This is a genomic window from Halomonas sp. GFAJ-1 (genome assembly GCF_000236625.2).
Lineage (GTDB): Bacteria > Pseudomonadota > Gammaproteobacteria > Pseudomonadales > Halomonadaceae > Vreelandella.
In genome coordinates, this window is sequence record NZ_AHBC01000008.1 from 151,908 (window position 1) to 167,300 (window position 15,393).

12 protein-coding genes are annotated in these 15,393 nt (G+C 52.7%); 9 read left to right on the top strand and 3 right to left on the bottom strand.

The annotated features are described in order from the left end of the window. Window positions 1-86: 86 nt before the first annotated feature. The 8 genes from MOY_RS03050 to pepQ all read left to right on the top strand — a co-directional run bounded on the left by MOY_RS03050 (window position 87) and on the right by pepQ (window position 8,809). Window positions 87-473 carry a glutaredoxin family protein gene (locus tag MOY_RS03050; RefSeq protein WP_009096365.1) on the top strand — a complete coding sequence of 129 codons (387 nt, stop codon included), beginning with the start codon at window positions 87-89 and terminating at the stop codon, window positions 471-473. Between the two features lie 276 nt (window positions 474-749). Then, window positions 750-2,321, top strand: coding sequence for an ABC transporter substrate-binding protein (locus MOY_RS03055; protein ID WP_009096366.1), 1,572 nt, complete (start codon window positions 750-752; stop codon window positions 2,319-2,321). A 135-nt stretch (window positions 2,322-2,456) separates the two neighbouring features. Continuing rightward, window positions 2,457-3,506 (top strand): ABC transporter permease, encoded by a 1,050-nt coding sequence (locus MOY_RS03060; protein WP_009096368.1) that lies wholly within the window; start codon window positions 2,457-2,459, stop codon window positions 3,504-3,506. Beyond that, on the top strand, window positions 3,503-4,447 hold the full coding sequence (locus tag MOY_RS03065; protein ID WP_009096371.1) for an ABC transporter permease: 945 nt from the start codon (window positions 3,503-3,505) through the stop codon (window positions 4,445-4,447). Before MOY_RS03060 ends, MOY_RS03065 begins: the two co-directional genes overlap by 4 nt. Before the next feature lie 7 nt (window positions 4,448-4,454). Further along, on the top strand, window positions 4,455-5,471 hold the full coding sequence (locus tag MOY_RS03070) for an ABC transporter ATP-binding protein (RefSeq protein WP_009096373.1): 1,017 nt from the start codon (window positions 4,455-4,457) through the stop codon (window positions 5,469-5,471). Then, window positions 5,468-6,529 (top strand): ABC transporter ATP-binding protein, encoded by a 1,062-nt coding sequence (locus MOY_RS03075; RefSeq protein ID WP_009096376.1) that lies wholly within the window; start codon window positions 5,468-5,470, stop codon window positions 6,527-6,529. Before MOY_RS03070 ends, MOY_RS03075 begins: the two co-directional genes overlap by 4 nt. Window positions 6,530-6,578: 49 nt before the next feature. After that, window positions 6,579-7,490: a LysR family transcriptional regulator gene (locus MOY_RS03080; protein ID WP_009096378.1), complete on the top strand. Its 912-nt coding sequence runs from the start codon at window positions 6,579-6,581 to the stop codon at window positions 7,488-7,490. 14 nt (window positions 7,491-7,504) lie between these two features. Next, on the top strand, window positions 7,505-8,809 hold the full coding sequence (gene pepQ / locus MOY_RS03085; protein ID WP_009096380.1) for a Xaa-Pro dipeptidase: 1,305 nt from the start codon (window positions 7,505-7,507) through the stop codon (window positions 8,807-8,809). Window positions 8,810-8,896: 87 nt separating this feature from the next. Here the strand turns inward: pepQ and MOY_RS03090 are convergent, their stop codons facing one another. The 3 genes from MOY_RS03090 to MOY_RS03100 form a co-directional block, all read right to left on the bottom strand. Continuing rightward, window positions 8,897-9,511, bottom strand: a complete 615-nt coding sequence (locus MOY_RS03090) for an OmpW/AlkL family protein (protein ID WP_009096382.1) — start codon at window positions 9,509-9,511, stop codon at window positions 8,897-8,899. Window positions 9,512-10,034: 523 nt separating this feature from the next. After that, window positions 10,035-11,099, bottom strand: a complete 1,065-nt coding sequence (locus MOY_RS03095) for a 2,3-butanediol dehydrogenase (protein ID WP_269467276.1) — start codon at window positions 11,097-11,099, stop codon at window positions 10,035-10,037. Window positions 11,100-11,114: 15 nt separating this feature from the next. Further along, on the bottom strand, window positions 11,115-12,929 hold the full coding sequence (locus MOY_RS03100; RefSeq protein WP_009096386.1) for an NAD(P)/FAD-dependent oxidoreductase: 1,815 nt from the start codon (window positions 12,927-12,929) through the stop codon (window positions 11,115-11,117). 396 nt (window positions 12,930-13,325) lie between these two features. Between MOY_RS03100 and MOY_RS03105 the strand changes: the two genes are divergently transcribed. Then, a complete protein-coding gene (locus MOY_RS03105; protein WP_009096389.1) occupies window positions 13,326-15,332 on the top strand; it encodes a sigma-54-dependent Fis family transcriptional regulator in 2,007 nt (668 codons plus the stop codon). Window positions 15,333-15,393 lie beyond the last annotated feature (61 nt).

Sequence of the window (15,393 nt, forward strand, 5' to 3'; positions counted from 1 at the left end):
GGCGTATTGTTGCAGGATGCGCGCATCCATTTAACAAACCACTTAACCACATCGCCTAGCCACGGTGTTGGTCAGAGGAACTATCCATGCGCATTCTGATTCGTTATTTTTTCCGCGGCCTACGTCTTGTACTCGCACCGGTCATGCTGATCTCAGAAAAGCTTTCTACACCAAAATCGGTAGAGCGCACCCCTGAAGAGCAGGCCGAGGTAGATCAAGCGTGCAAAAGCCTAGCGCTGTATCAATTTCGCACCTGCCCTTTTTGTATCAAAGTACGCAAAGAAATTGCCCGACTGGGGCTAAAAATTGAAACACGGGACGCTCAGTTAGATCCCGAGCATAAAAAGGCGCTACAAGAAGGCGGCGGCAAAGTTAAAGTCCCCTGCCTGAAAATCACCCATGAAGATGGGCGGCACGAATGGCTTTACGAGTCGGATGCCATTAATCGCTTGCTACATAAACGCTTTGGCTAAAAAACTTGCTTAAGGCAGGCCATTTGGCCTGCTAGTTTACTGTCAACAGCATCAACTTTCGTCTAAACACCTCGCGCCGCCCTGCCGCTTTTAGCCATCTCATTCGGCAGATGAATGATACGTGTCATTATTTCGATTGTATGACGCAACAGGCTCTCTCTATGTTAGCTAGATAGCTTACGAGCTGGCCGTGTCTGTTTTACGGGTCACCTATGAACAACAGCACCGTGACCAACGTGTAGAACGAACAATAAACAATCATTCATGGGAACGATTATGACGCTCAAAAAAACGCTACTAGCCTCCATTATTGGCGCCGCTGTTGCGGGCACTGCAATGCTACCGATGGCGGCAAGCGCTGAAACACTGCGTATTGGCTACTCTGCTGACCCTGAAACTCTCGACCTCCATGAGCAGCTTTCGGGCGGCGTATTACGCTTTTCACACTTAGCCTTTGACCCGCTGGTTCGCTGGACCAAAGACTTTCAATTTGAAGCGCGGCTGGCCACTGAGTGGGAGCAAGTAGACGACACCCATATGCGCATGACGCTGCGTGAAGGCGTTACCTTCCACTCCGGCAACGAATTCACTGCCAAAGACGTGGTATGGACCATTGAGCGTTTAAAAGAGAGCCCAGACTATCGCGCTATTTTTGAGCCGATAGCCAGCGTTGAAGCGATTGATGACTACACCGTAGAAATCACCACTACTGAGCCCTACCCGCTGCTGCTCAACCTTGCTACCTACATTTTCCCCATGGATAGCGAGTTTTACACCGGCGAAACCGACGACGGAAACGACAAATCAGAAATCGTTAAAGCGGGCAACTCCTTTGCATCGCGCAACGTCTCCGGTACCGGCCCGTTCATCGTCACCGACCGCCGCCAGGGTGTACGGGTTGATTTTGAGCGTTTCGAAGATTACTGGGATACCGAAACTGAAGGCAATGTTTCACGCATCGTACTGACGCCCATTGCTGAAAACGCCTCCCGCGTTGCGGCGCTTCTCTCTGGCGGCGTTGATTTTATTGATGCCGTACCGCCTAACGATTTAGACCGTGTTCGCGATGCCCAAGGTGCAAACCTTTATGAAATTCCCGGCACGCGCATCATCGGCTTCCAGCTGAATGAAGAGCGGGTTGAAGCCTTCCAGGACGCTCGCGTCCGCCAAGCGGTTGACCTTGCCATCAACCAAGAGGGCATTGCCGACCGCTTAATGCGCGGTTTCGCAACGCCCGCAGGCCAGTTCTCTCCTGAAGGCTATTCGGGCCACAATCCTGACCTGGTTCCGCGTTACGATCTGGAGCGGGCCCAGGAACTAATGGCGGAAGCAGGCTATGAAGACGGCTTTAGCGTGGAAATGATTGCGCCGAACAACCGCTACGTTAACGATGCGCAAATCGCCCAGGCGGTTGCTAACATGTTGGCGCGTATCAACATTGATGTCAGCTTACGCACAATGCCATTAGCCCAATATTGGCCGGAATACGACACCCGTCAATCAGACATGGCCATGATTGGCTGGCACTCTGATACCGAAGACAGCGCTAACTTCTTCCAGTATCTCTCCTTCTGTATTGATGAAGAGACGGGTGCGGGCCAGTACAACTACGGCAGCTACTGCAACGAAGAGATTGATGCGCTAGTTACACAAGCGGACAGCGAAACCAATCTTGAAAAACGTAACGAAATGCTACGTGAAGCTGAAGCCATGCTTTATGAAGATGTTGGCTACGTCATGCTTCACTGGCAGAACCTTGCGTATGCCGCCGCCGATGGTATCAACATTGAGCCGGTCGTTAACGCCACCGACTTCCCCTACCTGGGTGATTTGGTCATCGACCGCTAAACCTGACGTTTTACTACGTTAATCGGCAAGGATGCTTCGCTCTCCAGGACACTGGGGGGCGAAGCGTTTTATGTGTGAACGGCTAGCAACCCTACTTTTCTTTTCATTAAACCTATTGCATAGGTGGCGTACGCCATGATTGCTTTTCTAATCAAGCGGCTGATGCACGCTGTATTGGTGATGTTTATCATCAGTGTGCTGGCCTTCGCCATTCAGGATAACCTGGGTGACCCCATACAGCAGATGGTCGGGCAGTCAGTTCCCGAAAGCGAGCGCGAGGCACTGCGCGAACGCTTGGGCTTAAACGACCCCTTTCTGGTTCAGTACGTTCGCTTTGCGAAAAATGCTGTTCAAGGAGACTTCGGGAACTCCTATTTTTACCGCGAGCCAGCTCTCGAAGTAATCGCCAGGCATCTGCCCGCAACGCTAGAACTAGTGTTTGCCGCCACGCTGATCATCGTGCTGTTTTCAGTCCCTATTGGGGTCTACAGCGCGATAAAACCTCGATCGCCCTTTTCACGGTTTTTTATGGGCATCTCTATTATCGGCATTTCGATACCGGTTTTTTTGACGGCCATTGTCTTGATCCAAATATTCGCGATTGGGATAACCATTAACCTCTTCCCCCAAGACGCCGCCTGGGGAGCGTGGCTAAATAGCGCGCTTTCAACACAAGGAAATATGCCCTCTTTCGGGCGTGGCCACGAATTAGTACATGTCGTGGGTCACTGGGATACTAATCTCGTCACCTGGGATGGCCTAAAACATCTCGTTCTACCGGCTGTTTCGCTGGCCTCTATTATGCTGCCGCTCTTTATTCGCTTAATTCGCGCTGAAATGATGGAAGTGCTGCAATCTGAATACGTCAAATATGCACGTGCTAAAGGCATCTCGATGCGCCGGGTATACTTTGTTCACGCCCTTAAAAACACCATGCTGCCCGTCATTACGGTAGGTGGCGTACAAATTGGCACCATGGTGGCGTATACCATTTTGACCGAGACCGTTTTTCAATGGCCAGGCATGGGGCTGATGTTCCTGGATGCCATTAACCGCGCTGACATTCCTCTCGTGGTGAGCTATTTGATGATTGTCGGCGTCATTTTCGTGGTGACCAACACCATCGTGGATCTGATCTACGGCTTCGTGAACCCCACCGTAAAACTGACTGGTAAGCCCGCATGACAACATCCACCCCTACTTCTGCGCCAAGCCGCTGGGAGCGCTTACGCGACTCCTTTGTGTGGTACAGCTTTAAACGCGACCGCACCGCCCAGCTGTGTTTGGCCGTATTCCTTTGCATGGTCATTGCCGCCTTTGCTTCACCGCTATTGGCCCCCACTGACCCTTATGACCTGCGCCAAATTGATATTCTCGACTCTGAACTGCCGCCTTTCTGGATTGACGGCGCCGACGACCGCTACGTACTAGGCACCGATGCCCAGGGCCGCGATTTATGGTCGATTGTGCTTTACGGCACTCGGGTATCATTATTGATTGGTTTTGGTGCTGTCTTTCTCCAGGCACTGCTGGGGGTTACCTTTGGCTTAATGGCCGGTTATTTGGGTGGGCGTGTTGATGCCTTCTTAATGCGTCTGGCGGATATACAGCTCTCGTTCTCCACCTTGATGGTGGCCATTGTGGTGGGGGCGGTGGTGAAAGCCACCATGGGCAGCGCCTTCTACAGCCAGTATGCGGTACTTATGCTGATACTGATAATCGGCTTGGCCGAGTGGCCACAGTACGCACGCACAGTGCGAGCCTCGGTACTGGCCGAAAAAAACAAAGAGTACGTGGACGCCGCCCGCGTGATGGGCCTGCGCAGCAAACGCATTATGTTCCGTCATGTACTGCCCAACACGCTCTCACCTATTTTTGTTATCTCTACGGTACAGATTGCCAATGCGATTATTTCCGAGGCGGCGCTGTCGTTCTTGGGGCTAGGGATGCCAGAAACCCACCCATCACTGGGGTCACTGATAAAGTCAGGCTTTGACTACATTCAATCAGGCTCTTGGTGGATTACGTTGATTCCTGGTGCGGTGCTAGTAGTGCTGGTGCTGTCTATCAATCTATTGGGTGACTGGCTTCGCGATGTCATGAACCCACGACTTTATAAAGGCTGAGGGCACCATGGCACTACTTGAAGTTTCTCAACTCGATGTTCGCTTTGCCCTACGCCAGGGCGAAGTGCGCGCCCTACGCGATGTTAATTTCACCCTTGAGCGCGGTGAACGTTTAGGCATTGTCGGAGAGTCCGGCGCCGGTAAATCGGTGGCCGCTTTCTCACTACTGAATTTGATCGCCAAGCCCGGATTTATTGCTGGGGGAAGCATTAAATTTGAAGGCCAAACACTTAATACGATGTCTGAGCGCGGCCTGCGTAAGGTGCGCGGCAACCGCATCTCGATGATTTTCCAAGATCCGATGATGACGCTAAACCCGGTGCTCTCTATCGGTGAGCAAATGGTGGAGTGCCTAAAGGCGCACCGGCGTATTTCATCAAAAGAGGCGCGCAGTATCGCACTAGACAAGCTGCGCCAAGTGCAGATCCCATCGCCGGAAACGCGTCTGGATCAGTACCCCCACGAGCTTTCCGGGGGTATGCGTCAGCGGATCATTATCGCCATCGCACTGCTGCTTGACCCCGACATCATCATTGCCGATGAGCCCACCACCGCTTTGGATGTGACTATTCAAGCGGAAATAATGGCGCTGCTGCTAGAGCTATGCGAGCAGCACAATGTCGGGCTTATATTGATCACCCACGACCTGGGCGTTGTTAGCCAAGTTACCCAGCACATGCTGGTTATGTATGCTGGCAGAGTGATTGAGCAAGGCCCCACCAGGGAAATTATCAACGACCCACAACACCCCTACACCCAGGGGCTCATTAACGCCCTGCCGCAAATGGCGACCCCAGGAGAAAGGCTCAACCAAATCCGCGGCAGTATGCCCTCGTTGTCCAATTTACCTAATGGCTGCGCCTTCCATCCCCGCTGTGACTTTATCAATCGTGCCGATGGCCAGCCCCGCCCGGCATGTACCCAGCAAGTCCCTGGCTTCGTCACCTCAGGCAACTGCCAAGTGGCCTGCCACATGGTGGCTGAGATGCTAGAAGACCGTCGCCTGAAGGAGGAAACCTCATGAGTGCGCAGGCAGAAACGCTTATCACCCACCCGACACAAAACGAAGAGAGCAGCGAGTCGCTGTTGCAAATTCGTGGGCTAAAGAAGCGCTTTTCGCTATCAGGCGATTTCCTAGATCAGCTGCGATTTAAAGGCGGCAAGCTGGTTCGCCATCAAGAGCATGTGCATGCCATTAACGGCGTTAATTTAGACATCAAACGCGGTGAAGCACTCTGTGTAGTGGGCGAGTCCGGCTGTGGCAAATCAACGGTGGCCCGCACGGTGATGGGGCTGATTACGCCTAGCGAAGGCGAGATTAGCTACGATGGCCAGCGTATCGACAACCTGAGTTCGCGTCAGCTGCTGCCCTATCGCAAGCGCATGCAGATGATTTTTCAGAATCCTTATGCATCGCTCAACCCACGCATGACCATCCAGCAAACCCTGGAAGAACCGCTGCGCTTGCATCACCCGAACTGGAATCGGCAGCAAATTCTCGACAAAGTTGGAGAGGTAATGCGCTCTGTGGGCATTGACCCTGACTGGGGCAAGCGCTTTGGGCATGAGTTTTCCGGTGGCCAGCGTCAGCGCATCGCGATTGCACGCGCCTTAGCGGTTGACCCGGAGTTTATCGTCGCAGATGAGCCCATTTCAGCGCTAGACGTTTCCATTCAGGCTCAAGTGCTCAACCTACTAATGGATGCACAGCGTGATCGTAATCTAACTTACCTATTTATTACCCATGACTTAGCCGTAGTAGAGCATTTCGGCACCCGGGTAGCTGTGATGTATTTAGGGACAGTATGCGAGATTGCTACAACGGCCACGCTGTTTGAGAAGCCACGCCACCCCTACACGCAGGCGCTGCTCTCGGCGATCCCACGGCTGAAAGATGACAGACCACAGCATATCCGCCTAACCGGCGAAGTGCCTACGCCGGTCAACTTACCCAGCGGCTGTGTCTTCCACGGGCGCTGCCCCTACGCCAACGCCCGCTGCAAGCAGGAAATTCCTACGCTGCGAACGCAGGACGACGGCACACGCGTCGCATGCCACGCTGTAGAAGAAGGTCGCCTATGAAGGTCATCTTCAACAAAGCATCGCGCCTGAGAGCACTACGAGGTATGGCATGGAAATTCGCTGGCTAGAAGACTTTATTGCCCTGGCCAGAACGCGACACTTCTCCCGCGCCGCCGACGAGCAACACGTGACTCAGCCCACCTTCTCCCGGCGAATTAAGCTACTGGAAGAGGAGATGGGCGTCACGCTGATAAATCGACAAACGCTGCCGCTCTCGCTCACGCCCGCGGGAGAAGAATTTTTGACACTATGCGAGCAAGTTACCGACCGTGTACGCCTCACACGCGACCGTGTGCGAGAGATAAGCGCTGGGCAGCAGCGACGTATTATGGTGGCCGCCCCCCAAAGCTTACTGCCGCAGTTCTTACCCGAATGGCTAGCCAAAATGGGCTGGCAGGAGCGCGTACAACCTTACCTGCGCGCCACCGGCTGGGTAGCCAGCGACTATTTTCAAGCGCTTGCTAGGGCGGAATGCGATCTAGCCATGTGTTATTGGCCCATAGGACGCTGTGATTTAGATATCGATACCAGCGCATGCACCTACCGCGTGATAGGTCATGAGCGTCTGATCCCAGTTACTGGGCTAAATAGCCAAGGCTCACCCTGCGCCCTTTTGCCGGGTACTCGGCAACAGCCAGCTCCCTGGCTTGCCTATCCAAAACGCGGATTGCTGGGTTCGGCGGTAAAAGCACACCTTGCCCGCATGCCCCAAAGCACCTACCTGACGGCACAGAGTGAAAACCTCTATGCCGCAGGTATTAAAGAGTTAGTGCTGCTTGGCTATGGCATGAGCTGGCTACCTGAACGCAACGTAAGCGCTGAGCTTGCTAAAGGCACCTTGGTACGGGCAGGCGATAGCCGCTGGGATGTGCCCATGGAACTCCGTTTATACCGACATCAAAGCCAGCATCATGTTGAACTGGATGGGCTATGGAGTGAACTCACTCCACCACGACATTGAAAGGACACCTAGGTATGTCAACCACCCTATTTAATTTACAGCGAGATCACTTAGCGCATTTACAGCGCGCATATAGCGATATTTTGATAGCTCAAGAGATAGATAGCCTGGCTATTTACAGCGGCCATGCCAATGTCCATTTCGCAGACGACCAAACACCTACGTTTCAAGCTTATGGTCACTTCATGCACTGGATAGGGCTTGCCAATGTGCAGCATAGCTGGCTTGTCATTCAACCAGGCAAACGTCCGCAGCTTTATTTATATGCGCCGGCTGATTTCTGGCATTTACCCACGCGTCTTCCTGAAGAGCCTTGGGTAGCTGAACTTGATGTGCATCTGTGCAGCGACAAAATAACGCCTCCCCTCACGGGGCGCGCAGCGGTGATTGGCGACATCCACTGCCTAGAAGCAAGCACACAACAAGCCATTCAAGCAGAGCATGAGCCCACCGCGCTGATCCAAGCACTTGATGAGCTACGACTGTTTAAAACGGCTTATGAGATCGCTTGCCTGCGTGAAGCAAACCGTTTGGCTATCGCTGGGCACCAAGCCGCTCAGGCTTCGTTCGTTGGTGCCTCAGGGGAGCTGGACATCCAGCTGGCTTATCTAGGTGCCAGTCGTCAGCGTGAATCTGACGTGCCGTATCAAAATATTATTGGTCTGAATAGCCATGCGGGTGTGCTGCACTATCAACACTATGACCTGCATAGCCCTAAGCAGCGGCACAGCTTGTTGGTAGACGCCGGCCGACGCTTTCGCGGTTACTGTGCCGATATCACAAGAACCCACGCCGGCCCTGATGCACCCAGTATTTTTGGCGACTTAATTACCGCCATGCACGGCCTTAAAGATGTGCTTATTGAGCATATTGCACCTGGCGTTGAATTTGTGGCTCTACATGAGCAAATGCACCAGCGTCTAGGCGAGATGTTAATCGCCCACGATCTCTTCAAAGGCAGCGTAGAAGAAGCGGTTGATGAAGGCGTCACGCGTGCATTTTGCCCCCACGGGCTGGGGCATTCGCTGGGGCTTCAGGTACACGACGTAGCAGGACTGCGCCACCCCGACGGAACACCTGCTCCCGCACCTGAAGACCATCCGGCATTGCGTCTCACCCGAACGCTGCGCACAGGTATGGTAGTGACCATTGAGCCCGGACTCTACTTTATCCCGATGCTGCTAGCACCGCTGCGTAAAACATCGCTACCGATTAATTGGGAATTAGTAGATGCGTTGGCGCCTTGTGGCGGCATTCGAATTGAAGACAACGTACTGATTACCGAAAGCGGCTACGAAAACCTAACGCCCTCGCAGTAATTTACCCAAAAAAACGCCCGACAAAGCCGGGCGTTTTGTGCAAACTTGCTACCTTCAGACATGCTGAAGCAGCGTTTGCGGCATTGATTAGAAGCGATAGGTAACGCCGCCACCGACAGTGACCGGATCAATGTCTACTTTACCAACCGTATTGCCACCAGCATTAATATCCGCACTAACATCAGCGTAGCTTACATAGCCGTTCAGCATAATGTTCTGCGTCACAGCTAGATCTACACCTGCTTGACCAATGACACCATAGCTACTGTCGACACTAACATCTGGCGTGGTGCTTTCTCCAGAAAAACGCGTGTAGTTTAAGCCAGCCCCCACATAAGGCTGTACTTTAGAGTCCAGTCCACCCATTGGGTAGTAGTTAACCAACAAGTTAACGGGCATACGGTCGACACTGCCAATGTCACCGCCAGGGGTAATGTTGAGGTCGTGCTCGAATTTCTCAGAGCTATTCAACTCTACGCCAACCTTGTCTGCAAACAGGTAGCCTGCACCAAAAGTGAAGCCACGGGCACTTTGGACATTTATATCTGCACCGAGAACATCTCCATTACCAGAGCCCGTATCGGTTTGGGCCACACCAATACGTACAAATGTATCTCCTGCTCCATAAGCAAGCGCTGCTTGACTTGCCATTAGTGTGCCAGCGGAAATAACGGCAGCTGTCATCAGTTTAATTTTGCTCATCAGGGCAATCCTCTTGCATTCAACTCAGGGGGTGGATTTTTTAGGCTAGTTTATGAATAGCTACTGTTTATACTAGCTTGTTATACAAGATATACCAGTCGAACAGCGTTTCAAAATTTTTAGTGTAATTTTAATATAGGTTTTTGTTTTCAAACAAACTGTTGAGCGATAGAGCGATAGCTCAAAGCAATAGACAAAAAAAAGAGTCCCCCGAAGGGGACCCAGGTGGAGCACGCCAGCTCACTCGGTGTGTCGCTTACCAGCAAAGGCTGGGGCGATGTAGCAAAGAAGGGAGAGAGGCCTAGTTCATCTATCAACTCTATTCTTTTGCTTCTTACACAATACGTAGCGATATGCGTGCCAATTTTCTAAAAATACAATTAAAACAATTGCTTAATTAAAAATTACTGGTTTTCGAAAGTATTACGACGCACTGCAACAAACAAAATGCACCAGCACGACACATTTTTTTGTACCTCTGCCTCACAATGCGTCAAGTGGCGTGCTTAACGCCGCTATTGGGTTAAGGCGTGACAATGATTTTCACCTGCGCCTTGTCATTTAACAGCGCTTCAAATCCCTCTTCCACAATATCTGCAAGCGGAATACGCTGAGTCACCATGTCTTCAGCACGGAAGTAGCCACGCTGCATTAGCGCCATCACAGCCGGGTAGACATGACGGTAGGCAATAATCCCTTTCATGGTGCGCTCTTTAATGACGAGGTCATTCGGCTGGAAGCTTGCCTCTCCCTCCCAAATACTCACCACAATGACTTCGCCGCCTTCATGGGTGCTATGCAACGACTGGTTCAGCACTGCCGGAATCCCGGTCACCTCGAACGCCACGTCAACGCCGCCATTGCTTAACGTTTGCAGTTTCTCCACGGCATCTTCTTGCTGCGGGTCAACCACAATTGCACCAAGTGCTTCAGCTTTGGCTTTACGTGAAGGCGCGACTTCAATGGCGTAAATTTGAGCGGCACCCGCAGCTTTCAGCGCTTCAATGGTCATTAACCCAATTGGGCCTGCGCCAAATACGGCCGCGCTATCGCCCGCTTTCAAACCACTTTGACGAACAGCATGCAAAGCAACCGCCGCTGGTTCTACCAATGCCCCTTGCTCGTAGCTGAGGTCATCCGGCAGCTTATGCACCATGTGCTCCCCCATCACGGTGAACTCCGAGAAGCCACCGCCGCCGCCGGAAAGGCCATGGAAACCCAATAGCGGCGTGAGGTTATAGCGCTCCATTTGATAAGCGCCATCCTTATTGGGCGAAAGAATCGGTTCTATGGCAACGCGATCCCCCACTTTCACCCGTGTTACTTTGTCACCTACCTCAACCACTTCACCGGCGAATTCATGCCCCATGATAATCGGTGCTTGTTCACCGCTAATGGGGTGTGGTTTATCGACGGGAATAAAAATCGGCCCAGCAGCGTACTCATGCAAATCGCTACCACAAATACCACACGCCGCCACCTTAACTTTTACCTCATGAGGGTCGTTAATCGTTGGTATTGGCATTTGCTCAACACGAAGGTCTTTCGCTGCGTACCAAACCGCTGCCTGCATGCTTGAATGACTCATTTGCTACTCCTTCTCTTATGCTCTGTGATGAACTGGCTGCAGGCCATAGACAGGGGTATCTAGCCCTTCCATACGTGCTTTTAACTGCAGCGCCAAATAACGTGAGTAGTGCCGCGACTGGTGTAGGTTGCCGCCATGGAACCACAGTGCCTCTTGCTGAGTGGGCTTCCACATATTGCGCAGCTCACCTTCCCATGGGCCCGGGTCTTTGGTGGTGTCGGAACCTAGCCCCCAACACTTGCCGACTTTATCGGCCACTTCTTGAGAAATAAGCCGTGCCGCCCAGCCATTCATCGAGCCATAACCGGTGGCATAGATAATCAGGTCAGCCTCAAGCTCGCTGCCATCTGTCAGCGTGATGGAGTGCGGGTTAATGCGTTCGATGCCCACGCCGCTGCGCAGTTTGATGTCGCCACTGGCGACCAAATCGCAAGCCCCTACATCAATGTAATAGCCTGAACCACGGCGCAAATACTTCAAAAACAGCCCCGATTCATCGTCACCGAAATCAAGCATAAAGCCTGCGCTCTCAAGCTTCTGATAAAACTCGGCATCACGCTTTTTAATCGCCTCAAAGGCGGGGCGCTGAAAATCTGGCAGCACCTTGTAAGGGATGGAGGCAAACACCAGATCGGCTTTTTCATGGGTTAACCCACTTGCCACCGCCTCTTCCGAATAAAGCGGCCCTAGCACCTCTTCCATCAGCGAATCCGACTTCACAATATGGGTCGATGAACGCTGCAGCATGGTGACATCGGCGTCGTGCTCCCACAGCGCTGCGGCAATATCGTGGGCCGAGTTGTTTGAGCCCACGATGACACATTTCTTGCCTTTATAGGCATCCGGCCCTGGGTGCTGGCTAGAGTGCTGCTGCTCACCTTCAAAGCTTTCCGCCCCTGGAAATGTCGGCACATTGGGCATCCCAGACATACCGGTAGCCATCACTAACTGTTTGGGTCGTAACGTGATCTCCTCGCCGTTGCGCTTAACCTTAACCACCCACTCCCCTGCGGCCTCGTCATAGCTAGCATTCTGACACTCAGTGGAACTCCAATAATTGAGCTCCATCACTTTTGTGTACATTTCCAACCAGTCGCCCACTTTGTCTTTAGGGGCAAACACAGGCCAGTTATCTGGGAAGGGAATATAGGGAAGGTGGTCATACCAGACTGGATCGTGCAAGCAGAGCGACTTATAGCGGTTACGCCAGGAATCTCCCGCGCGCTCGTTGCGCTCAATGATGATCGTCGGCACACCCAGTTGCCTGAGCCGTGCGCCTAAACCAATACCACCCTGGCCACCGCCAATAATCACGCAGTAAGGCTGCCGAGTGTAGCCCAGCTCCGCCTCTTCACGCTCCCGTGACTCCAACCACGTTTCACGCTGCTTATTGGCACCGTGTTCGGCCCCTTTTGGACGATGCTGATTGCACTGCTCAGGGTAGTCGTTCAGTGCTTGCATGGTGGTTAACAACGTCCAGCACTTGCCTTCTTTAAGACGCAAATAGCCTTTGCCACTGGCAACCGCTGTTTTGAAGGTAAACCATGCATCATAGGTGTCACCGTTTTCAGTGGCTTCGCCGTCTAACTGCCAACCCATAGGCTGTGCGTTATTGAGCGTGTCATTGAGCATGGCCTGAATTTCATCTTTGCCTTCGCAGGTTTTTAAATTCCAGGTGAAGGTAAGAAAGTCGCGCCAGTAGCACTCGTCTCCAAACAGCGACAGTACTCGCTCAATATCCTGGGTTTGAAGGGCAGTATCGAAATCCTGCAGCCACGCTTGAACAGTCTCCGTGGGGGTTTGCTGGACTTGTGCCGTTATCTTTGACATAGCGGGTACTCCATGTGCATTTGTTATTGTTGAGTTAACTGTGATGCACCCAACCCTAAGCAGCTACCGTGCCAAACAGCCTGAAAAGCACATCAACAAGCTGAAAAATAAACAAAAAATACAGCCTTAATGAGATACAAGGCAGTGATAAGGCGTAGCGAGGGTCTTTTGCCATGGATGGCAAAAGTAGCGCCCAGGGAAGGGTTTACAGCGCCCTCGCCTAGCCTTATCACCTACTGAGTAACCAATAGAGAGCCATGTACACTTGTCACGCTGTTTACAGCTAAACGTTACAGGTGTAACGCACGACTAACGGCGTAAGCAGCCCACGTTGACTCTGGGGGCAAAGCGCATAGGCTAAAAGAACAATAACAACAGCGCCCAATGAGTAACGCCATGCTGCATCAAACGCACGCCATTAAACAGTTTCAGACAACTTCACAGCTTCAGTCTGAACAGCGTCGACATATAGAGCATATTTTTCAGCTTGGTGAAGGGTTAGATGCCCCCTGCTTGCCTGCGCAGGCCACCATTCGTCGTTCCTGGCTGCGCTGCCTAAATGACTATCAGCTAGACCCCACTCACCCACGCCCAGCACGGGTGGTGCCTCAGCAAACCTTGATTGAGCACCGCGAGTCTGTTGACGAGCTACTGCATGTCGCCCGCGCTGGGGTCGATCAACTCTATGGACAAATAGCCCAGCTTGGCTACGTGCTACTGGTCACCGACCACCGCGGCATTACCGTTGAGTTTCGCGGCGACCCCAACCAGGACCAGCAATTACGCAAAGCAGGCCTCTACTTGGGCGCTGACTGGGATGAACGCTTTGCTGGCACCTGCGCTGTTGGCACCTGCTTGCATGATCGCCAGGCGATTATCTGCCACCGCCAAGAACACTTCGATGCTTCCCATATTTCTCTAACCTGCACCGCCGCGCCTATTGCTGACCCTCAGGGTAACGTTATGGCCGTGTTAGATATCTCCGCGCTGCAGTCGCCTACCCAGCACGAAAGCCAGAATTTCAGCCTATCGCTGGTAACGCTTTATGCGCGCATGATTGAGGATGCTTATTTTCTGCAGCGCTACCGCGACTGCCTGATGGTGCGTCTAGATATCTCGCGGGAATTTGTCCACGTCAATGGGCGTGGTTTAATTGCCATAGAGGAAAATGGACAGGTCATCGCTGCCAACGGCGTTGGCCGCGAGCTAATCGCCGAACACCAGCACCGCTGGCCCCCTTGGTCTGCAAATCACATTCCAATGCTAGGTGAACTATTCGAGTGTGAGATCGCCGATATACTCAGTATTAACAGCGGTACTGATGATCAATTGCGTGCTTTTCGCGCTCGCGCCAGCAACACCATCCACTTTATAAGCCTGCTGGAACCCCGCCGTCCCCGCATGGCGCAACGGGCAACACCGCTTACTACTGAACTGCCGGAACCCTTAGCCCGGCTAGGTGCCGACGACCCTGCGATGCGCAAAGTGCAAAAACTAGCCGACCGCTTGCGTAATGAAGCTAACGTGAACGTGCTGATTTGCGGCGAAACCGGCACCGGTAAAGAGGTGGTGGCACGCGCACTGCACGAAAGCGGCAATCGCGCCAAACAACCGTTTATTGCGGTTAATTGTGCGGCCATTCCTGAGTCACTGATTGAAAGCGAACTGTTTGGCTACGAACCTGGCGCCTTTACCGGTGGCCGTTCAAAAGGGATGCGTGGGCTTATTCCTCAGGCCCATGGAGGCACGCTGTTTCTAGACGAAATCGGTGATATGCCATTAGCGCTACAAACTAGGCTGTTACGCGTGCTGGCCGAACGGGAAGTCATGCCGCTAGGCGCTAACACGCCAGTAAAAATCGACATTCGCGTTATTACAGCAACCCATCGCCATATCGAAGAAATGATTCAGCAAGGGGAATTCCGCGAAGACCTCTATTACCGGCTTAACGGCGCGCAGCTGCGCTTACCCGCATTACGTGAACGCGCCGATAAACTGTATGTTATTCGCCGCGTGTTTGAAGATGTCGCCGCCGAACGCGCCGCGCAAATATCGCCGCGCCTGCGCGCAGATGCTATCAGTGCGCTGCTCGCGTATTCATGGCCCGGCAATATCCGTCAACTTAAAAACGCTCTCGCTTTTGCCCTGGCAACCTCAGAAAGTGACGAAATCACCGTTCACGATCTGCCAGAACAGTGCCTTAGCCAGCGAATTACTCGCCACGAAGCGCCGCAGCTTGTAGCCGATGCCAGTGAATCTCAGACAGGCTCACTTACCCAACTGCTCAAGCAACACCACTGGAATATTAGCGCGGTCGCACGTGAGCTAGGCGTTTCACGGCCTACGGTCTACCGGCAAATGCAGCGCCAGGGAATTGTGCCACCCAACTGGCAGGGCGGTTAGCAAGTCTCTTTATCCACTAGTTGGCCTTGAGGTTTACCCTCACGTACACTTGTTTGAATCT

Coding starts and splice junctions, on each gene's coding strand:
- MOY_RS03050 (WP_009096365.1), top strand. CDS start 87: ATGCGCATTCTGATTCGTTATTTTTTCCGCGGCCTACGTCTTGTACTC.
- MOY_RS03055 (WP_009096366.1), top strand. CDS start 750: ATGACGCTCAAAAAAACGCTACTAGCCTCCATTATTGGCGCCGCTGTT.
- MOY_RS03060 (WP_009096368.1), top strand. CDS start 2,457: ATGATTGCTTTTCTAATCAAGCGGCTGATGCACGCTGTATTGGTGATG.
- MOY_RS03065 (WP_009096371.1), top strand. CDS start 3,503: ATGACAACATCCACCCCTACTTCTGCGCCAAGCCGCTGGGAGCGCTTA.
- MOY_RS03070 (WP_009096373.1), top strand. CDS start 4,455: ATGGCACTACTTGAAGTTTCTCAACTCGATGTTCGCTTTGCCCTACGC.
- MOY_RS03075 (WP_009096376.1), top strand. CDS start 5,468: ATGAGTGCGCAGGCAGAAACGCTTATCACCCACCCGACACAAAACGAA.
- MOY_RS03080 (WP_009096378.1), top strand. CDS start 6,579: ATGGAAATTCGCTGGCTAGAAGACTTTATTGCCCTGGCCAGAACGCGA.
- pepQ (WP_009096380.1), top strand. CDS start 7,505: ATGTCAACCACCCTATTTAATTTACAGCGAGATCACTTAGCGCATTTA.
- MOY_RS03090 (WP_009096382.1), bottom strand. CDS start 9,511: ATGAGCAAAATTAAACTGATGACAGCTGCCGTTATTTCCGCTGGCACA.
- MOY_RS03095 (WP_269467276.1), bottom strand. CDS start 11,099: ATGAGTCATTCAAGCATGCAGGCAGCGGTTTGGTACGCAGCGAAAGAC.
- MOY_RS03100 (WP_009096386.1), bottom strand. CDS start 12,929: ATGTCAAAGATAACGGCACAAGTCCAGCAAACCCCCACGGAGACTGTT.
- MOY_RS03105 (WP_009096389.1), top strand. CDS start 13,326: ATGCTGCATCAAACGCACGCCATTAAACAGTTTCAGACAACTTCACAG.